This is a genomic window from Roseicitreum antarcticum (assembly GCF_014681765.1).
Lineage (GTDB): Bacteria > Pseudomonadota > Alphaproteobacteria > Rhodobacterales > Rhodobacteraceae > Roseicitreum > Roseicitreum antarcticum.
In genome coordinates this window covers 2,091,165-2,110,751 of sequence record NZ_CP061498.1, presented here as the reverse complement: position 1 = coordinate 2,110,751, position 19,587 = coordinate 2,091,165, and the positions used below count along the sequence as shown (strand labels likewise).

The window sequence follows — 19,587 nt, the reverse complement described above, 5'->3', positions numbered from 1 at the left end:
CTGCATTTTATGACCGAGACCGTAAAACTACAGCAAAGAATTGATCATGTTGGAGCGCAAGAATTCTATGAAAACCTGAAGAACTTCCGAGGTCTTCCCGTTTCCATTGACGGCACTGAAGTGGTGTCTGGCGGGACACTTCTGGCGCAGATTCTTCTTGCCATGGCGCGGGAGTGGAACGCTGGCAGCAGCCTTTTTGAATTGAAGGCATCTGCCGCACTTCATGCAGAGTTTGAGTGCCTTGGTCTGGATAGCGACTTCAGAACAGAAGGGTTAATATAGTGTCAATTGTCATACTTGCGATCGATGATTCCCGAACGATCCGGGAAATGTTGAGAGAAGCGTTATTGAATGCCGGTTTCGAGGTCCATGTCGCGGTCGATGGTGTGGACGGTTTGGAGCAACTGTCAAAAGTCTCACCCCAGGTCGTTATAACAGATATCAACATGCCGCGCCTGGATGGCTTTGGCGTTATTGAGGCAATTCGCTCTGGACCAGTTTTCTCGGCAGTACCGATACTGGTGTTGACGACTGAGAGCGCGCCCGATCTTAAAGAGCGCGCCCGCAATAGTGGCGCGACGGGCTGGATTGTTAAGCCCTTCGACGACGTAAAGTTGGTTTCCGCAATCAGACGAGTTTCATCGCATTGAGGTAAGAATGACATCTTCATCAGATATTCGACAGACATTCTTCCAAGAGTGCGAGGAGCTCCTGGAGATGCTGGACGATGGGCTGACCGAGATCACCGATACGCCAGGCGATGCGGTAGATCCGGAGACTGTAAACTCGGTTTTTCGCGCAGTTCATTCCATCAAGGGCGGTGCGGCCGCATTTGGTCTCGACGCCTTGGTAAAATTTGCCCATCAGTTTGAAACAGCCTTGGACGAGATGCGGTCGGGTCGGTTGTCTGCGACAGATGCGGTGATGAAGATTCTACTTCGCTCGGCTGATCATCTGTCAGCACTTGTCGTGGTCGCGCGTGACAATACCGAAATCAACACCAGTGTCGGCGCTGATCTGTTGGAAAAACTGGCGCAGATCTCCGGTAGTTCCGTCGCAGCTCAGTCCAGTGCTGTCGCTGGTGGCCCGGCAGAGGAACCGGATTTTGGGTTTCAACCTCTTGCGCTTGCGTTTGATTTTGGACCGGCGGCTGAAAGTACATTTACGATCGTATTCTCCGCGACAAAACGACTGTTTGCCAATGGCAATGATCCGGTGCATCTGTTCCGCGCGCTGGCAGAGCTTGGCTCCCTGTCGGTCAAGGTCGATACGGATGCATTGCCCAGGTTGGACGATCTTGACTGCGCTGATTCCTATTTCACCTGGTTGTTGATATTGCGCACCAGCGATTCCGAAGAAGCCATCCGAGAGGTGTTTGAATTTGTTGACGGTGCATGCAGCCTGGAGATCACGCGTGAGGAAGGCGCCGAAGACATAACGACAAAACCATCGGAACCGCAGATTGTCGACGTCGGGCGGGCACCCGAGGTAGTCGATACTGCGGCAACACCGCAGCCGGATTCGGCTGGCGCGCGACAAGATAGCCCGCCAAGCCCGCCACCTTCCAGATCGCGGGGCGGCGCGGGTTCCGACAAGCCTACGAAGGCCGCCGCCGGCTTTCAGGGTACAGTTCGGGTCGACCTTGAACTGGTTGATCGGTTGATCAACATCGTGGGTGAGTTGGTTATCAACCAGGCCGTACTTTCGCAATGCGTTCAGGATGCCGGGCTGTCAAAGTCGCCCGATGTCATTTCTGGACTGGATGAATTCAAGAACCTTGCGCGAGAAATTCAAGAGAATGTTATGGCAATCCGCGCGCAATCCGTGAAGCCGTTGTTTCAGCGGATGGCGCGGATCCTGCGGGAGGCATCCGACATCTCTGGAAAAGTGGTCCGTTTCGAGACTGAGGGTGAAGCCACGGAGGTCGACAAAACCGTTATCGAACGCCTGGTTGACCCTTTGACGCATATCATCCGAAATTCGGTAGATCACGGATTGGAGCTGGCCGAGGTACGTCGCGCCGCTGGCAAGCCAGAAACCGGGCGTGTGAAACTTTCAGCGGCTCATCGCTCGGGCCGTGTGTTGATAGAGGTATCAGACGATGGCGGCGGCATTAACCGGCCAAAGGTGCGGCAGATTGCCATCGACAAGGGATTAATCCCCCCGGAAAGTGCTCTGTCCGACAATGAAATTGATAAACTTTTGTTTTTGCCGGGCTTTTCAACCGCGCGGGAGGTCACCGACCTGTCCGGCCGCGGGGTTGGTATGGATGTCGTTCGCAGTTCGATCCACAATCTGGGTGGCAGGGTGAACATCGCGTCGGTGCCTGGGCAGGGCACAACCCTGTCGATCAGCCTACCCCTAACCCTTGCGGTGCTGGACGGAATGGTCGTGGATGTCGCCGGTCAGACGATGGTGATTCCCATAACTGCGATCATTGAGACCCTGCGTCCGTCGGCGAAAGATATCCATCAGGTCGCTTCCAATGGTCAGGTTGTGGCTGTGCGTGACACATTTGTCCCGATCGTCGACCTGGCCGAGGTCTTCGGCCACCGCAAACGAAGCGATGACTACACATCAATGGTGCTGCTGCTGGTCGAGTCGGGTCAGAATGAACGATGGGCACTTGCTGTTGATCGTATTCACGATCAGCGACAGGTGGTCATTAAGGGTTTGGAAGGAAACTACGGGCATGTTCCGGGAGTTGCCGCCGCAACGATCCTTGGCGACGGAAAAATTGCACTGATCATTGATCCGGAAGAGGCCGCGTTGCGTGTGCGGGCTGAGTCAGTGTCCCCTTCAATGATGCGCTTAGAGGAACTTTGATATGGTTGCGATAGCAGAGCGTTTACACGCAGAGACCCGTGAGCTGGTCAGCTTCCGGGTGGGAGGGCAGGATTTCTGCGTCGACATCATGTCGGTGCGTGAAATCCGCGGCTGGACACCCGCGACGATCTTGCCGCATGCGCCTTCCTACGTTCTGGGCGTCATCAATCTGCGCGGCTCGGTTGTTCCTATTGTCGACCTGGCGGCGCGGTTGGGCTTGCCATCGCTTGACCCGGATGCGCGCCATGTGATTGTCATCTGCGTCGTCGGGAACCAGACCGTCGGGTTTCTGGTCGATGCCGTCTCCGACATACTGGGGATTTCGCCGTCGGCCATCCAGCCAACCCCTGATGTGACATCCAGTGCGGCGCAAACCTTCATCGAGGGCGTGATTGCAGTTGATCAACAGATGCTACGCATTATTGATATTCATCAAGTCTTGCCGCAGCTTCCGCAACAGGACCATTCGCAATGAATGGTATAACCGTCAGCGCCAAGAATATCGGGGTGGAGCGTGATCTTGCGTTCACAATGGAAGACTTTTCGCGCATAGCCAGCTTTCTTCATGACAGTACCGGAATCCGGTTGTCCGACGCGAACGAACCAATGGTATTCTCACGGCTTGCGGGCCGAATTCGGGCGCTCGGCTTCGATAGTTTCTCGACATATCTTGATATGGCTTGGAACTCTAGATCGGCGGATGAACGTGATCACCTTATTTCGGCACTGACGACGAATACGACACATTTTTTTCGTGAAAAGTACCACTTTGATATATTGTGTGAAGACATTCTTCCAGACCTGATAAAAAGGGCGCGTGCGGGAGACAGAATCCGCATTTGGTCTGCCGCCTGTTCGAGCGGTGAAGAGGCTTATAGTATTGCGCTATGTATTTTCCGCGCTTTTCCAGATGTCCTCTCCCATAATGTGCGGATCCTGGCGACAGATGTGGATCAGGAAATTCTGAAGCGTGCTGAAGCTGGGTCATATCTGACGACCAGCGTACAGGATATTCCTCAGCAGTACCTTGATATCGGATTTGATGCCACCGCAGACCAGTCGCGCTATATTGTAAAATCCGGTATCAGAGATTTGGTATCCTTTCGGCGATTGAACCTGATACAGAGCTGGCCGTTTTCTGGAAAATTTGATCTGATTTTCTGTCGCAACGTCGCGATATATATGGATTTAGAGACACAGACTAAGATATGGAATGGATTTCGCCTTGTCTTGCGCCAGGGAGGTTATCTTTTCATTGGGCATTCCGAACGACTTTCACCTTCAACCAAAGAGTATTTCGAATTGGTTGGGAACACCGCCTATAAAATGATCAACCCAAACAATAAACTGGACCGAGGCCGAAATACCAGCGCAGATAGAGGATACTGAGATGGCACTACGAGACAGTCTTTCGGTTATGGTGGTGGACGACATGTCTACGAGCCGCAGCATCATTATTATGGCCCTTGAAGAAATGGGTGTGAAAAAAATCGACTTTCGTCGGGACGGGAACGAAGCGCTGCCATCCTTGGTCGCCAATCCCGTTCACATCGTGATTTCCGACTACAACATGCCCGGGATGGATGGGCTTGGCCTGTTGAAGGGTCTTCGGGACAATAAATCCACCGCCAGGATAGGGTTCATTTTGGTGAGTGGCCGCATTGATCAGGAAATTCTGAGCAAAGGGCGCGCGCTTGGAATGAACAACTTCATTCAGAAACCCTTCAGTACACCTCAATTGCGGAGCTGTATTCAGGCCGTGGTCGGTCCGCTTTAGGAGGAAACATGACTGAAAAAGAGAAAGTCTTTCCGTTGCGGGACGTTGTCGAGAGTGTCGCTTTTCAGATGCGCAAGCTCTCGGCTTCCGGACGGCGGATCGAGGATGCAGCGGGCGATCATATTCGATCTGACGGTTTCGATCGAAAGAGCATTCGACTGTCATTGCAGGGTATCGACCATCTGGTTCAGACGCTGGATGAGCTGTCGATTTTTCTCGAAGATATCGTTCCGGAAATTGAACGGACGGCGCGCGTCGATATCTCCGGGCCGGTCCGTCGCATGAAGCTGCGCGAGCTGTCTCTCGAAATCTTGGGACAGATCGGGAAGGAACCGGCACCGGGGGCTGCGCGCACCGCGGGTGATCTGGATCTGTTTTGATGTGGGGGTGGATCGCGCATGGTATGATGGCGATGGCCAAGTGGGGCTGGGCGCGGCACTTTCAAAATTCCAACGCGCGTGCTGCGCGACCTACCCTATCGGCGCAGCCCTGAAGAACTGGCAGGGGGCTTTGGGCAATTGCCTCACCTTCTGATGATCGGATGGGCGCTTTGTTTCGTCAACCGAGGATATCGTGGGCGATGGCGGTGCCGCTTTGCCAAGCGGCTTCCACCCGGGGACCAAGGCACCAGTCGCCGCCAGCGTAGACGCTTGCGTCTGCGTCGCGCAAAAACGGTTGGCCCAGTGGTGTGTTCACCCGTGCGTAGCGCCAGCGGTGGGCAGCGGCGCTTTCTACATCGGCGACGCTGATTCCAAGGTGGGTGCAAAGCAGTGGGAGCATCAGCTGTGCAATGGCGTCCTTGTCGTGCTCAAGGTGTCGGGCGCTCCATTCTGCGCTGGCCTGCGCAACCCAGGTGCAAAGGCCCGCCGCCGCGCGTCCCGGTTTGTGGCTGTCCTGCGCGATCCAGGCCAGTGGGCTGTTGGTCTGGCGCTGGCTGACGAAAGGGGGTGCGGGTGTCGCGCGGGTCGTCGCCATCAGCGTCAGGCAGGGCGCCATTTCGACGCCTGAAAGGTGTGCGGCGAACACATGATCGGGCCCTAAAAGCGCTGCCGTTTGCGGCGCGGGTGTGGTGACGATGATGCGGCGAGCGGTGATCGGTCGGTCAGCGGTTTCGATCTGCCAGCCCTCGGCGACGCGGTGCAGGGCCGTCACTTCGACCTGTTGGCGGATGTCCAGTCCCTTGGCAAGATACCGGACCAACGCAGACATGCCTGGGGTGCCAACGACATGTTGCCGTCCGGTCCCGTCCACCCAGTTTGCCGCGGCACCATCGCGCCGCATCGCGTCCAGCACGGCGGCGAATTCGGGGTGGCGGGCGGTGACGTATTGCGCGCCGTGGTCGAACTGTACATTGGTGCTGCGCCGGGTCGCGATGCGGCCGCCAATACCGCGCCCCTTGTCGAGGATCAGGGGCATATGCCCGGCATCGGCCAACGCCCTGCCACAGGCCACGCCCGCCATGCCGGCACCAATGATGACGATCTTTTCCAGCCTTGCCTCCTGTGATCTATGCGCGCCAATTTTGCGTCTTATCAGGGATATAGCGCGGAAGCTGCGTCTGGCACATGGCCGTGAGGGGCGTGCGCGTCAGGTTGGTTGTTCCAACCCCGCCTAGAACCAGGTGCGGAAATACTTCCAAAGCCAGATCAGCGCCATTGAGGTCAGCGTGGCGACCACGAAAGTGACAATCCAGCCGCTTGCGTTCATCAAAACCCGCAGGCCGACCCCGCCGACAAGCGCGCCGATCACGCCGATGCCCATCGCTGTCGGCAGGTCCACCTGCACCCGCATCAGCCGGGTTGCGACATAGCCTGCCAGCGCGCCGACCACCGCCAGCAAGATCAGCGGCATCAGTGCCCCCCGGCGTCCGGCGCGGCAGAGAGTGCCGGCGCCATGCTGCCCGAGGCGGTTTCCGCCGCTATCTGGGCGCGGGATTTGCGTTCGCGCGCGGTGTCGGATTTCAGCTGCCCGCAGGCCGCCATGATGTCTTCGCCGCGCGGGGTGCGGATCGGGCTGGCGTAGCCCGCCTTGTAGATGATGTCGGCGAAGGCCTCGATCCGCGCCCAGTCGGACCGTTGGTAAGGCGCGCCGGGCCATTCGTTGAACGGGATTAGATTGATCTTGGCGGGGATGCCCCGGATCAGCCGGACCAGCCGTCGCGCATCCTCATCGGAATCATTCACGTCCTTCAGCATCACATATTCAAAGGTAATCCGCTCGCTGTTCGACAGGTGAGGATAATCGCGCAACGCCGTCAGCAGTGTCTCGATGTTCCAGCGCTTGTTGATCGGTACCAGCGTATCGCGCACCGCGTCGGTGGTTGCGTGGAAGCTGACGGCCAGCAGGCAGCCGATTTCCTGCGCGGTGCGGGCGATTTCGGGCACCACGCCGCTGGTGGACAGGGTGATGCGCCGCCGCGACAGGCTGATGCCTTCGTTGTCCATCACCACCTGCATCGCATCGCGCACGTTGTCGAAGTTGTAAAGCGGCTCACCCATGCCCATCAGCACGACGTTCGAGATCAGGCGCACCTCGTTTTTCGGCTCACCCTGCCGGGGCCATTCGTCCAGGTCGTCGCGCGCCAGCATGACCTGCCCGACGATTTCCCCGGGCGTCAGGTTACGCACCAGTTTCTGCGTGCCGGTGTGGCAGAACGAACAGGTCAGCGTGCAGCCGACTTGTGAGCTGATACACAGCGTGCCGCGCCCTTCTTCGGGGATATATACGACTTCGACCTCGTGCCCGCCCGCGATGCGCACCAGATACTTCCGGGTGCCATCATCGCTGATCTGCCGGGTGACCAGCTGCGGAATTTCAACCACGAACGTTTCGGCCAGTTGTGCGCGATAGGCTTTGCCAAGGTTGGTCATCGCCTCGAAATCGCGAATGCCCCAGTGGTAGACCCATTGCCAGATCTGGCCGACGCGCATTTTCGCCTGCCGCTCGGGCGTGCCCATGGCGATCAGCGCATCGGTCAGTTGCGGGCGCGTCATGCCGACCAGATTGATCTTGCTGCCCGGCGCTGTTTTGCGCGGTATGGTCAGAAAGTCTTGGGTGATGGGGGCGGTCGCGGTCATGCGGGATGCTTTCGGGTTGGGGTCAAGCCCTTATATAGCAAAAACCGCCCAATGAAAAAGGGCGGTTTCTGACAACGTGTAGCGCAGGACGGTGGTATCAGCTGCTTTCGCACCGGCGCGCGGCTTCTTCCGTCGCGGCAGTGAAGCCAAACAGCGAGAAGGTGTCGCGTGTGTTGGTGCCGCGCGATGAGCGGGCCGTAAGGACAGCATCGGTGCCGCGGCGCATGGCGGCGGCGATGCTGGCGTCGTCTTCGGCCGAAGCAGCCCAGGCCCATTCACCTTCGGTGAAAAGCTGGTATTCATCGGTGCCGATGGTCAGGCCCACAGTTGAATCTTCTGCGAAAGGATAGCCGCCGGTGAACGAGATTTCAGCGGTATTGCTACCGCCCGGGCGGTAGATCGCGAACAGCAAGATGTCGCCCCGCCGCACCGACACGGCGCGGCCGTCGCGGGTATTGACGGTCTCGCGCGGGGCGGAAACCGCCCAGCATTCCTGCGGCGAGTCTTCGACAAACACGCTCCACGCGGTTTCAACTGCGACGCGATTGGTCGAGTCCTGTCCGAGCGCTGCCCCGGCAACCCCAACCGCCATTGCAGCCCCGACGATGCATTTCATAGCCCATGCGGTCATTTGATTTCAGCCTCCAGCCGGTATATGCCTGTCATCCGGGCCATATGTCGCGCTTTGGCACGCTTTACAGTGGTTGGCCCGTACATCTGCCATTACACGTCTCTTAACGTGAAATGCACGAGTTTAGAAAGACCTGTTGGCGGAAAATCGCGCAGGTGTGAGGCAGAGGTGCCGCTTTGGCACCCTATCAGAGGTAAGAGGTCAGATGCAGAGCGGCCAGACAGACGCGCACCCCCTGGACGGCACAGCGTCCGTGAACGTTGGTGCCGTGCCGATGATCGAGGTCTTGCGCGGTGGGCAGGTGGAAAGCGTGCACACCGGCCATGCGGTCATTTGCGGGCCGGACGGCGAAATCGTCGCGGCCTGGGGTGACCCGTCGGCGGTGATTTACCCGCGGTCCAGTTGCAAGATGTTGCAGGCGTTGCCGCTGCTGGAAAGCGGGGCCGCCGATGCCCTGACGCCCGCGCATCTGGCCCTGGCCTGTGCTTCGCATTCGGGTGGCGCAATCCATACCGATCTGGCCGGGCGCTGGCTGGCTGATCTGGGCCTGTCCGAGGGGGATTTGCTTTGCGGCTGTCAAGAGCCATCGGACCGCAGTGCGCGCAACGGGCTGATCCGGTCCGACGCAGCGCCTTGCCAACTGCACAACAATTGTTCGGGCAAGCATGTCGGATTCCTGATGTTGAATCAGCGACTTGGTGGTGGGGCTGATTATGTGGACCCAGCCCATCCCGTGCAGCGTGCCATCCTTCAGGCGTTCGAGGACATCACCCAGGAGGCAAGCCCCTGGTTCGGCATCGATGGCTGTTCCGCCCCTAATTTCGCGACCTCGGTGACAGGGTTGGCCCGGGCGATGGCGAGCTTTGCGGCAGCCGATTCCGAAGGCAACGCGCGTGAGCGAGCGGCGGTGCGCCTGCACCGCGCAATGGCGGCGCATCCCGATCTGGTCGCGGGGCAGGGGCGTGCATGCACCGATTTGATGCGCGCCATGGACGGGCAGGCCGCGATCAAGTTCGGGGCCGAGGCGGTCTATGTCGCCATCCTGCCGGGCCAGAAGCTGGGCATTGCGCTGAAGATCGTCGATGGTGGCGTGCGCGCCGCCGAGGCGGCGATAACCGCGCTGTTGATCCGGGCCGGGGTGCTGGACGCGGCGCATCCCGCCGCATTGGCCCGTCTGGGCGGAGAGATGCGCAACTGGCGTGGCATCAGTGTCGGCCAGATCCGAACTGCCGCCGGATTTGCCTGATTGCGCGGCGTTGCGCCCGGGCGGATCGGCGAAAAACGCCCCGTTTCCGGCGGCAGGGGTTTTATCGGGGGGCGGGCTGACCTACTTATACGTCAAGCTTTAACAGGGGGACATTGTGTTCAAATTCCTTTTCGGTACTAAGAACAAGGCCATGGTCGCGACCGAAACGAAGCGCCAGACGCTGGAACGCGCGCTGGCCGAGGTGAACGAGGTTCTGTATATGCTGGACCCGAAACCCAAGGTTTTGGTCGATCTTGCATCGGGCCGGATCGAGGTGACGTCCCCGGAATATTATCCTGATGAGACACGGGCCCTGCCTGCGCCCGACCGCCCGGCGGCGCAATCGGCAACGCCTGCACCGGCGACACCGGCCACGCCTGCAGCCCCGAGCACCCCAGACCAACCCGCCAAGGCGCAAGCGAAGCCGCAACCGCAACCGCAGAAAACCGGCGTGGCCGAGCCGACGAAGCTGCAACCGCGCGTGCCCGAACCCCGCGTGCCAACGCCCAGCCCGCCAAAGCCTGCGGTGCCCGAGCCCAAGACCAAGACGAACGCCAAGACCGACAGCTGAGGGTTCGCTCAGCCGCGGGGGCCGTTGACCCGTCCGTCGCGCCTACAGCGGCGGCGGGGCCAAAGCACCTTTTCGGCGCTTTGCGCTTGCGCCCATCTGCAGAATTTTCACCGCGCCCCTCGCTTGCCCGCATCGGCCCGGTTGTCCTGTCCGGCGGCTTGGCATAGCGTGACGCCTCGGGCGGGAGGTTCCCGTCATTTCCGGTTCTTGCGCCACGGCGCAGCACCGTCATCGTTGAGGAGGGAGCATTCATGACCACACCGCATTTTGAGACATTACAGGTTCACGCAGGCGCGCGGCCAGACCCGGCCACTGGCGCCCGGCAGGTGCCGATCTACCAGACCACCGCCTATGTGTTCCGCGATGCCGATCACGCCGCTGCGTTGTTCAACCTGCAAGAAGTCGGCTACATCTATTCCCGCCTGACAAACCCCACCGTCGCGGCCCTGCAAGAGCGTATGGCCGCGCTGGAAGGCGGCGTCGGGGCAGTGTGCTGTTCCTCGGGCCATGGCGCGCAGATCATGGCGCTGTTCCCGCTCATGGGGCCGGGCAAGAATGTTGTCGCCTCGACCCGCCTCTATGGCGGTACGGTCACGCAGTTCAGCCAGACGATCAAGCGCTTCGGCTGGTCGGCGAAATTCGTCGATTTCGACGATACCGACGCTGTCGAGGCCGCGATTGATGAGAACACACGCGCGGTGTTCTGCGAATCCATCGCCAACCCCGGCGGCTACATCACCGACCTGGATGCGATTTCCGCCATCTCAAACAAGGCCGGGGTGCCGCTGATCGTCGACAACACCACGGCGACGCCCTATCTCTGCCGCCCCATCGAGCACGGTGCCACGCTGGTGGTGCATTCGATGACGAAATACCTGACCGGCAACGGCACGGTCACAGGGGGCGTGGTTGTGGATTCGGGCAATTTTGATTGGTCGGCGAGCGACAAGTTCCCATCCCTCTCGGCCCCCGAGCCCGCCTATCACGGATTGAAATTCCACGAGACCTTTGGCCCGATGGCGTTCACTTTCCACGGAATTGCCATTGGTCTGCGCGACCTTGGCATGACGCTGAACCCGCAGGCGGCGCATTATACGCTGATGGGGATAGAGACCTTGTCGCTGCGCATGGATCGTCATGTGGAGAATGCCGTGAAGGTCGCCAACTGGCTGGAGGCCGACCCCCGCGTGGATTATGTCACCTACGCCGGGCTGCCCTCTTCGCCCTATTTCGACCGCGTCGCGCGGATCTGTCCGAAGGGCGCATCGTCGCTGTTCACCTTCGCGCTGAAGGGCGGGTATGAGGCCTGCGTCAAGTTGATTGAATCGGTCGAGATCTTCAGCCACGTCGCCAACCTTGGCGATACGCGGTCGCTCATCATCCACTCGGCCAGCACCACGCACCGCCAGTTGTCGCCCGAACAGCAACGCGCCGCAGGTGCCGCGCCCGAGGTGGTTCGGCTTTCCATCGGAATCGAACATGCTGATGACCTGATTGCGGATCTGGACCAGGCGTTGGCGAAGGCCGTGGCCTGATCTTTGGGCAGCGCGCCCGAGGTGTGGCGGGGGCCTTTGGTTCCCGCCACATCAGGTCCCTGCGTGCTAGCGGTCGTTTTACTTTCTATCGGCAAAAACCTGCTGTAAACCAACCGATATAGAAACGACGACTCCCCTATCTTCCGTTGCTTATGCTAAAGGCGGGTTATGAAACCAAATTTTGCCCTAAGTCTGACGCATGAAAGCGTGGCGTTGCTGCACCGGGCCTCGAATGGGTGGCTGCGGGTCGGCACGGTGGCGCTTGATTCCGATGATCTGGCGGGTGAAATGTCGTTCTGGCGCGGGACTGCGCAGACATTGGCGCCGCATGGCGTGACCTGCAAGCTGGTGATTCCGAATTCCGAGGTGCTCTACAGACACCTGAACGCGCCCGGCCCGGATGACGCGCGCCGTCGCGCTCAGATCGTGCAGCAGATTGACGGCCTGACGCCCTACAGCATTGATGAACTGGTCTTTGACTGGGTCTTGACCGACGCGGGTGTCGATGTCGCCGTGGTGGCGCGCGAGACCTTGGCCGAGGCGGAAGCCTTCGCCGTTAGCCACAAGCTGAATCCCGTCAGTTTTGTCGCCCGTCCAGACGCCGCCGAATTTGCCGGGGAGCCCTTTTTTGGCCCCACCGCCTGTGCAGCGCAGATCCTCGGGCCCGGCGTCATGCCAGAGCGTGATGCCGCGCCGCTGGCGGTGAATGGCAAAGCCGCCACGCCGCCGCGCGGCGCGGATACGCCTTTGGTCCCTGGCCGTGCTTCGCCGCCCGCGCCTGTCTCTGCCAGCAGCGCCGCTTCTGCCCCGGTGCCCAGCAAGGCGCCCGCTGGACCTGCGCCTGCCAGCAAGGCGCCGGACACGCCAAAGAAACCCGCCGATGCGCCCACGGCAGCCCCGGCTTACGCAGAGTCTGGCGCGTCGGCCGAGAAGGCCGGGAAGACGGGTGCGTTTTCCTCCATGGCCACCAAATTTGCGCAGGCGGTACGGCCTGCGCCTTCTGATCCGGTGCCGCAGGCGCGGACTGCGACCGAAGCAAAGTCGATTGCGGTTCTGACCGATCCCAGCCGCCCTGATATCTCTAGCGCGGATGTGGCCACGAAGGCAGAGCTTCCTGCCCGCGCGATTGAAGTGCCGCGCCGTGCTTCCGAGACGAAAGCACCTGAGGACAAGGCCCGGTCCGGCGGTGCGAATGCCCCGGTGGTTGCTTTCCGATCGCGCCGCAGCGGCAAGGTCGACCCGGTGCTGGTTCCGCCCGCAGCGCCCGAATCTGTGTCCAGCCGCTTGCAACTGCCGCAGCAACCAAAGGGTGTCGGCGCGCGCTTTGCGGAACGCGCGGGGGCGATGTTTAAGGGGATTGTGGCCCCGAGTGGGTCTTCACCTGCGCCCGCTGATCCAAAACCCGCAGCCTCGCCAGATAATGCGGCTGAGGCGGACAAACACGCTGTCCGCGCGCCCGCGCGCCCGGTGGCCGTGGCGAAACCGTCTGCGGTGGCGAAACCCGTGGCAACTGCCTGGACCCAGCCCTCGGTCAAGCCCGCGTTTTCGGCGACGGCCGAGCCCCGTCCGAAGGCTGATGCCGAACCCGACGCCCGCAAGGCCGAGGCCGAGGCGATGACCGTTTTCGGGGCGCGCCGCAATGCTCAGGACGACACGGGTTTCTTGAAGCGCGGCGTGCTTTTGACCGTTGGCTTGCTGCTCATTCTGGGCGCCGTCGCCTTGGCATCGATCATGCTGACAAGCGAGCAAGATCCCGTTGTTGCGCCGCAATCGGCAACTGCCCCGGCGCCCGTTGCACCGCCTGCGCCGCTGTCCCTGGCGGAAGAGGCGCCAGCGGCTGAAAGCGCCAGCCCGGATGTGGCAGCGCCTGCCGTGCCCGAGGCAGAGGCCCCCGCCCTGTCGTTGGCCGATGAGGCCGGGATTGCCGACGAAGGCCCCGCTGCCGCTGAACCGGCGCTGCCGCAGGTTGCCGACAGCGATGCGGCTGTGCGTGAAGCGCTCGGCCTGCCGGCCGAGACTGCCCCCGCAGGCGCCGAGGCGCCCGCCGAGGTTGACGATGTCACGCCCGCCCCCTCTGATCTGGCCACCAGCGACGTTCAGGCAGGGCCGCAGGGCATGAACCCGCCTGAGGCCGATCAGGGTGGCTTTGCCCTTTCCACGACGACCGCCCCGCCGCTGGCGGATATCATTGCCGGGCTGCCGACGTTGTCGCCGCCGGGCGCGTTGGCGGCCGAACCACCGCTCAGCCTGCCGCCGCCCGCGCCCTTTGGGACCGAATTCGATCTTGGGCCGGATGGGCTGGTTATTCCGACGCCGGAGGGAGCGCTTACGCCGCAGGGTATCCGCGTGCATTCCGGTAGCCCCGTTGTGACACCGCCTGAACGCCCTGAGGCGCCGCCGCTACCTGAACCTGCCGCCGAGACGCAAGATCAGGGTGCGCTGCCGCAGCCAGATGCTGTCCTGCCAACGGCCGACCCGGCGCTGGCCGAGATCCGCCCCGGCACGCGGCCCGCCAGGCCTTTGCCCGACGATGCGACGCCTTCGGATGCAGCGTCGGAAATCGCCGCTACGGACGGTATCGCGCCCGAGGTAGAGCCGGCAGCTGAGGCGGAAATTGCCCCCCAACTGGCCGAGTCTAATACGCCGGTGAGCGACCCCGCAGTGACTGCATCGCCGGGCGGTTTGGCCCTGACAGCGTTGGCAGGGGTGCGCCCCGCGCCGCGGCCCAGTGACCTTACCGCAGGCGCAGGCAGTATCGGTGGCGCGGCTGTAGCACCCGCCGAGGAAGTTGCCGCCGCCCCCCTTGTCGCCGACAACCCCATGGCCGTCGCCGCGTCGCTGCGGCCGAACAACCGCCCGTCGGATTTCGCCGCCCGCGTGCAAGCGATGGTGGTCGCGCAGCCCGAACCTCCAGCCGCTGTACCGTTGGTGCAACAAGCAAGCGCTGCTGCTGCGGCAACCCCGCGCCCGTCTATCCCCAGCTCTGCCTCGGTAGCAGAGCAGGCGACCCAGACTCGGGCAATCAACCTGCGCGAAGTGAACCTGTTGGGCGTGTTTGGCACCTCTAACAACCGTGCCGCGCTGGTGCGGTTGTCAAACGGCAATGTGGTGCGCGTGGGGGTTGGCGATACGCTGGATGGTGGTCGCGTGTCATCGATCAGCGATTCCGAACTGCGGTATGTCAAAAGCGGGCGCAATCAGGTGCTGACAATCGGGTCCAGCAGCTGACATGACACGGTTGCCTGACCGCGCCGCGCCGGGTTCCTGACATTCTGCCCTGTTCCTTCGGGCCAAGTATAAAAGCAAACAGCCCCGGCGATGACCGGGGCTGTTTGTTGTTTACGGGTGGCGGCCGCCTTTTGGCGGCATCCCTTCAATGCCCCAGGATCTGGCTCAGGAACAGCTTGGTGCGATCTGATTTGGGGTTGAGGAAGAATTCCTCTGGCTCGTTCTGTTCAACGATCTGGCCCTGATCCATGAAGATCACGCGGTTTGCCACCTGACGGGCAAAGCCCATTTCGTGTGTCACGCAGATCATGGTCATGCCTTCCTCGGCCAAGCTGACCATGGTGTCCAACACCTCCTTGATCATCTCGGGGTCCAGCGCCGATGTCGGCTCATCAAACAGCATGATGCGCGGGCGCATGCAAAGGCTGCGCGCGATCGCGACGCGCTGTTGCTGGCCACCCGACAATTGGCCGGGGTATTTGTTGGCCTGTTCCGGGATCTTGACCTTTTCGAGGAAATGCATCGCCACTTCCTCGGCTTCGCGCTTGGGTGTCTTGCGGACCCAGATCGGGGCGAGGGTGCAGTTTTCCAAAATGGTCAGATGCGGGAACAGGTTGAAGTGCTGGAAGACCATGCCGACCTCGGACCGCACCTTGTCGATGTTCTTCAGGTCGGAGGACAGCTCTGTCCCATCGACCATGATTTGCCCGGCCTGATGTTCCTCCAGCCGGTTCATGCAGCGTATCAGCGTCGATTTACCGGACCCGGATGGGCCGCAGACCACGATGCGTTCGCCCCGGTACACGGTCATGTCGATGTCGCGCAGGACGTGGAACGTTCCGTACCATTTGTTCATCTTGGTGACCTGGATCGCAACCTCATCGGATACTTTGAGCTTGCTCAGGTCAATGGCGGCTTCTGACGTCTCTGTAGAGAGTGCTTCGGACATTATATGCTCCTTAACGATGGTCGGTTTTCAGACGCCGCTCCAGGGACATGGAGTATCGCGACATTCCGAAACAGAAGATGAAGAACAGGGCGCCGATGAAGATGAACAACTCCCAGTAGATGCCTTGCCAGTTGCTGTCGGCGCGGATCGCGTTCGACAGACCGATAGGGTCGAGAAGGCCGATGAAGACCACCAGTGTCGTATCCTTGAAGAGGCCGATGAAGGTGTTCACGATCCCGGGGATCGAGATCTTCAGCGCCTGTGGCATGATGATCAGCCGCTGGGCCTTCCAGTAGTCCAGCCCCAACGCGTCGGCGGCCTCATACTGGCCGTTGGGCAGGGCGGCCAGACCGCCGCGCACCACTTCGGCCATATAGGCCGAGGCGAAGACCGTCACCATGATGATGACCCGCAAGATCAGGTCGAACGAAGTGCCGGGCGGCAGGAAGTAGTTCAGCAGCAGCGATGCGGTGAACAGCAGTGTGATCAGCGGCACGCCGCGAATGAACTCGATGAACATCACGCAGACGGATTTGACGAAGATCATGTCCGACTGCCGGCCCAGTGCCAGCAAGATGCCGATGGGCAGCGATAGCGAGATCCCTGAAAACCCGATGATGAGCGAGATCATGAAGCCGCCGAAACGGTCGGACCGCACCGCTTCCAAGCCGATGGGCAGTATCGAAGCCAGCGCTTCAGTCAACGGGCCGGCCACGATCAGCCACCACAGCACCGGGGCGATGATGGCCGCCCCCACACCGATCAGCGGGCTGACAACCTTGGCAAAGCGATAGGCGAAGAAACCCACCACAAAGCCCGCCGCCGCCGTGATCGGAAGCCAGATCGACCCGCCCCACAGCAGGTGAAAGCCGATGAAGGGGAAGGCCGCGCTGAGATACAGCAGCTTGCGCGGTACATTGGGGAACAGCACGGGCGCCAGCGACACGAACAGCAAGATCAGCGTCAGCACCGGACGCCAGTACAGTTCCTCGGGGTAGAACCCGAAAAGCAGTTGGTGCCAGCGCGCCTTGATGACGCCCCAGCAGGCACCCGCTGTGCCGTCCAGGATCTCGCGGCATTCGGTCAGCGACTCGGCGTTCCAGACAGAGTTCATCAGCCAGGGACCGATCGCCATGATCGCCGCATAGACCACATAGATCGACGCAAGGGTCAGAATGGTGTTGAGCCAGCCAGAGAACAGGTTGTCGCGTACCCATCGGTGCCCCCCCGCCTGTGCAAGGGGCGGCGTTTGTTCGGGCAGCATGTCCTTGCGGACGTATGACAGAGTTGATTTGTCCATCAGGCTCACCGCTCCTTCAGCTTGATTTTGCTGTTATAGACATTCATCAGGCCGGAAATGGTCAGGCTGATCAGCAGATAGATCAGCATCATCAGCATCATCCCCTCCAGCTCGCGCCCGGTCTGGTTGATGCTGATCCCGCCCAGGGTGGAACGCATGTCCATATAGCCCACAGCCAGCGCCAATGAGGTGTTCTTGGTGATGTTGAGATATTGCGAGATCAGCGGTGGGATGATGACTCGCAGCGCCTGCGGCAGGATCACCAGCCGTGTTGTCAGGGTGGGTTGCAGGCCCAGGGCAAAAGCTGCCTCGGACTGGCCCTTGGAAATTGCCAGGATGCCCGAACGGACAATCTCGGCGATAAATGCGCCGGTGTAGATGCCAAGGCCCAACCACATCGCAATCAGCGAATTGCGTATGTGCGTGCCGCCCTGGAAGTTGAAACCTTGCAAGGAGGGATAGCCCAAGTGGAAGCCCAGTGCGACCAGCAGCACGATTGCCGGGCCGAACAGGATCGCCAGGGTTTTCCACCATGTGGTGGGCCGCACGCCGGTGGCGTTTTGCACCTTCGTTGCATGGACCATCAGCTTGCGGTTGGCGTAGATGCCCGCCACGATCAGCGCAATAATCGCCAGAAGATCAATGCTGATCAGGAAGATCCCGATGTCCAGATTGCCCAGGCTGCGCGAAAACAACGGTTCGGGTGCATAGATGCCCCGGTTCGTGATCGCGACGGATTCGTTGAACAGCATGCTCGCCGACGGGTCGTCGCCCCGGAAGGCGTTGGGCGCAGGCATCGATTCTGTCATGATCGCGCCGAAGATGATGATCCACAGCAGCGTCGGAATATTGCGGAACACCTCGACATAGATGGTCATCAGGCGGCTGACGATCCAGTTCTTCGACAGCCGCAGCACACCTGCAATAACCCCCAGCACGGTGGCCAAAACACAGGCCAGTACAGCCAGCAAGATGGTGTTCAGGAAGCCCACCAATGCGGCGCGGGCATGGGTCGATTGGCTGGTATACTCGATCAGCCTCTGGTTGATGTCATACCCAGCTGTCGTGAACAGATAATTGAAGCTGAAGTCCTTGCCCAGCGTCTGCAGGTTGCTGATCGTATTGTCCACCAGCCAGGCCGCGCCAAGCATCAGAAGCATCAAGAAGAAAATCTGAATCGTGATCGACCGGTATCTGGTGTCATAAAGCAGCATGCTTAGCCGGAACGATTTATGCGGAATCTCGCTTGTCGTGGCCATATGAATCTATACTCCCCGCAGGTGACCTTATTGGTACGCGACATCACGACATCGCGCATGCGCGGTGCCGGTGCCTTCATCTCTGCTTATTTCTGAATACAAAAAAGGGCGCGCCATTTCTGGCGCGCCCTGATATCAGATCAGTTGAACGGGGGGGCGTACATCAGCCCGCCTTGGGTCCACTGGGCGTTCAGCCCGCGGGCCAAGCCGATCGGGGTCTCTTCCCCGATGTTGGCCGAGAAGATCTCGCCATAGTTGCCAGACGCGGAGATCGCCCGAACGGCCCAGTCGGCGTCCAGACCCATGATCTCGCCCATGCCACCCTCAGAGCCCAGCAGACGGTTGATCTGCGGGTTGGTGGTGCCTTCGGCCAGTTCAGCCACGTTGGCCGAGGTGATGCCCAGTTCTTCGGCAGCGATCAGCGCGTTCAGGGTCCACATGACCACGTCAGCCCATTGGTCGTCGCCGTTACGCACTGCAGGCCCCAGGGGCTCTTTCGAGATGACTTCTGGCAGGATCACATGATCGCCGGGGGTCTCGAAGCTGGCGCGGGTTGCGGCCAGGCCCGACACGTCGGTCGTGTAGACGTCGCACGAACCCGCAAGATACTGCTGCTGGGCTTCGGCATTGGTCTCGATCGGAACCGGTTCATATTCCATGTCATTCGCGCGGAAGAAGTCAGCCAGATTGAGTTCGGTCGTGGTGCCGGTCTGGATGCAGACGGTTGCGCCGTCCAGGTCCATTGCCGAACCAACACCCATGGAGCGCTTCATCATGAAGCCCTGGCCGTCATAGTAGTTGACGCCCGCGAAGGTGAACTTCAGGTCCACATCGCGCGAGAAGGTCCAGGTCGTGTTCCGGGCCAGCATGTCGATTTCGCCCGATGCCAGCGCCGAGAAACGGGTTTGGCCGGTCGTCGGCACAAAGTTCACAGCCATCGGATCGCCCAGTACGGCTGCTGCGACGGCGCGGCACACGTCGACGTCAAAGCCCTGCCAGACGCCGTTCGCATCCGGGGCCGAGAAGCCGTTCACACCAGTCGAAACGCCGCAAATCAGTTCGCCACGTTCAGTGATCTGGTCCACGGTCTGCGCGCTGACCAATCCAGCCGACATACCGGCTGCTGCCAACGTGCCAAAAAATACGGTTTTCTTCATTTTTACCTCATCCTGATATCGCCGCCGTTTT

At 60.7% G+C, this 19,587-nt stretch carries 19 protein-coding genes; 11 read left to right on the top strand and 8 right to left on the bottom strand.

All coding sequences use genetic code 11. From position 1 onward, the window contains the following. Nucleotides 1–9 precede the first annotated feature (9 nt). The 7 genes from H9529_RS10175 to H9529_RS10145 are packed head-to-tail and all read left to right on the top strand — an operon-like array spanning nt 10 to nt 4,983. A complete protein-coding gene (locus H9529_RS10175; RefSeq protein ID WP_092890266.1) occupies nt 10–282 on the top strand; it encodes an STAS domain-containing protein in 273 nt (90 codons plus the stop codon). Continuing rightward, the gene (locus H9529_RS10170; protein ID WP_092890263.1) at nt 282–650 is read left to right on the top strand and encodes a response regulator; all 369 of its coding nucleotides are present in this window, start codon (nt 282–284) and stop codon (nt 648–650) included. The genes H9529_RS10175 and H9529_RS10170 overlap by 1 nt, the downstream gene beginning before the upstream one ends. 7 nt (nt 651–657) lie before the next feature. Next, nucleotides 658–2,826 carry a chemotaxis protein CheA gene (locus H9529_RS10165; protein WP_092890260.1) on the top strand — a complete coding sequence of 723 codons (2,169 nt, stop codon included), beginning with the start codon at nt 658–660 and terminating at the stop codon, nt 2,824–2,826. Nucleotide 2,827: 1 nt separating this feature from the next. After that, nucleotides 2,828–3,301, top strand: a complete 474-nt coding sequence (locus H9529_RS10160) for a chemotaxis protein CheW (protein ID WP_092890257.1) — start codon at nt 2,828–2,830, stop codon at nt 3,299–3,301. After that, nucleotides 3,298–4,215, top strand: coding sequence for a CheR family methyltransferase (locus H9529_RS10155; RefSeq protein ID WP_092890254.1), 918 nt, complete (start codon nt 3,298–3,300; stop codon nt 4,213–4,215). The genes H9529_RS10160 and H9529_RS10155 overlap by 4 nt, the downstream gene beginning before the upstream one ends. 1 nt (nt 4,216) lies before the next feature. After that, complete coding sequence (locus H9529_RS10150) at nt 4,217–4,603, top strand: response regulator (RefSeq protein ID WP_092890251.1); 387 nt, start codon at nt 4,217–4,219, stop codon at nt 4,601–4,603. An 8-nt stretch (nt 4,604–4,611) separates the two neighbouring features. After that, nucleotides 4,612–4,983, top strand: coding sequence for a hypothetical protein (locus H9529_RS10145; protein ID WP_092890248.1), 372 nt, complete (start codon nt 4,612–4,614; stop codon nt 4,981–4,983). A gap of 178 nt (nt 4,984–5,161) precedes the next feature. Here the strand turns inward: H9529_RS10145 and H9529_RS10140 are convergent, their stop codons facing one another. From H9529_RS10140 to H9529_RS10125, 4 genes are all read right to left on the bottom strand, one after another. Then, nucleotides 5,162–6,076 (bottom strand): NAD(P)/FAD-dependent oxidoreductase, encoded by a 915-nt coding sequence (locus H9529_RS10140; RefSeq protein WP_256327056.1) that lies wholly within the window; start codon nt 6,074–6,076, stop codon nt 5,162–5,164. 138 nt (nt 6,077–6,214) lie between these two features. Continuing rightward, nucleotides 6,215–6,454, bottom strand: a complete 240-nt coding sequence (locus H9529_RS10135; RefSeq protein WP_092890242.1) for a GlsB/YeaQ/YmgE family stress response membrane protein — start codon at nt 6,452–6,454, stop codon at nt 6,215–6,217. Further along, nucleotides 6,454–7,680: a 23S rRNA (adenine(2503)-C(2))-methyltransferase RlmN gene (gene rlmN / locus H9529_RS10130; protein WP_092890239.1), complete on the bottom strand. Its 1,227-nt coding sequence runs from the start codon at nt 7,678–7,680 to the stop codon at nt 6,454–6,456. The genes H9529_RS10135 and rlmN overlap by 1 nt, the downstream gene beginning before the upstream one ends. A 97-nt stretch (nt 7,681–7,777) precedes the next feature. After that, on the bottom strand, nt 7,778–8,311 hold the full coding sequence (locus tag H9529_RS10125; protein WP_092890236.1) for an invasion associated locus B family protein: 534 nt from the start codon (nt 8,309–8,311) through the stop codon (nt 7,778–7,780). 274 nt (nt 8,312–8,585) lie between these two features. On the opposite strand from H9529_RS10125, the gene H9529_RS10120 reads away from it, so the two are divergent. From H9529_RS10120 to H9529_RS10105, 4 genes are all read left to right on the top strand, one after another. Then, nucleotides 8,586–9,557, top strand: coding sequence for an asparaginase (locus H9529_RS10120; protein ID WP_092890583.1), 972 nt, complete (start codon nt 8,586–8,588; stop codon nt 9,555–9,557). A 151-nt stretch (nt 9,558–9,708) separates the two neighbouring features. After that, complete coding sequence (locus tag H9529_RS10115) at nt 9,709–10,128, top strand: hypothetical protein (RefSeq protein WP_190305608.1); 420 nt, start codon at nt 9,709–9,711, stop codon at nt 10,126–10,128. A 251-nt stretch (nt 10,129–10,379) separates the two neighbouring features. Next, nucleotides 10,380–11,663: an O-acetylhomoserine aminocarboxypropyltransferase/cysteine synthase family protein gene (locus H9529_RS10110; RefSeq protein WP_092890229.1), complete on the top strand. Its 1,284-nt coding sequence runs from the start codon at nt 10,380–10,382 to the stop codon at nt 11,661–11,663. Nucleotides 11,664–11,831: 168 nt separating this feature from the next. Then, nucleotides 11,832–14,891, top strand: a complete 3,060-nt coding sequence (locus tag H9529_RS10105) for a hypothetical protein (RefSeq protein ID WP_092890227.1) — start codon at nt 11,832–11,834, stop codon at nt 14,889–14,891. A gap of 145 nt (nt 14,892–15,036) precedes the next feature. Here the strand turns inward: H9529_RS10105 and H9529_RS10100 are convergent, their stop codons facing one another. The 4 genes from H9529_RS10100 to H9529_RS10085 form a co-directional block, all read right to left on the bottom strand. Next, nucleotides 15,037–15,840: an amino acid ABC transporter ATP-binding protein gene (locus H9529_RS10100; protein WP_092890224.1), complete on the bottom strand. Its 804-nt coding sequence runs from the start codon at nt 15,838–15,840 to the stop codon at nt 15,037–15,039. Nucleotides 15,841–15,850: 10 nt separating this feature from the next. Beyond that, nucleotides 15,851–17,149 carry an amino acid ABC transporter permease gene (locus H9529_RS10095; protein ID WP_397544869.1) on the bottom strand — a complete coding sequence of 433 codons (1,299 nt, stop codon included), beginning with the start codon at nt 17,147–17,149 and terminating at the stop codon, nt 15,851–15,853. After that, complete coding sequence (locus H9529_RS10090) at nt 17,146–18,399, bottom strand: amino acid ABC transporter permease (RefSeq protein ID WP_092890218.1); 1,254 nt, start codon at nt 18,397–18,399, stop codon at nt 17,146–17,148. Before H9529_RS10090 ends, H9529_RS10095 begins: the two co-directional genes overlap by 4 nt. Nucleotides 18,400–18,539: 140 nt before the next feature. After that, on the bottom strand, nt 18,540–19,556 hold the full coding sequence (locus H9529_RS10085) for an amino acid ABC transporter substrate-binding protein (protein WP_092890216.1): 1,017 nt from the start codon (nt 19,554–19,556) through the stop codon (nt 18,540–18,542). Nucleotides 19,557–19,587 lie beyond the last annotated feature (31 nt).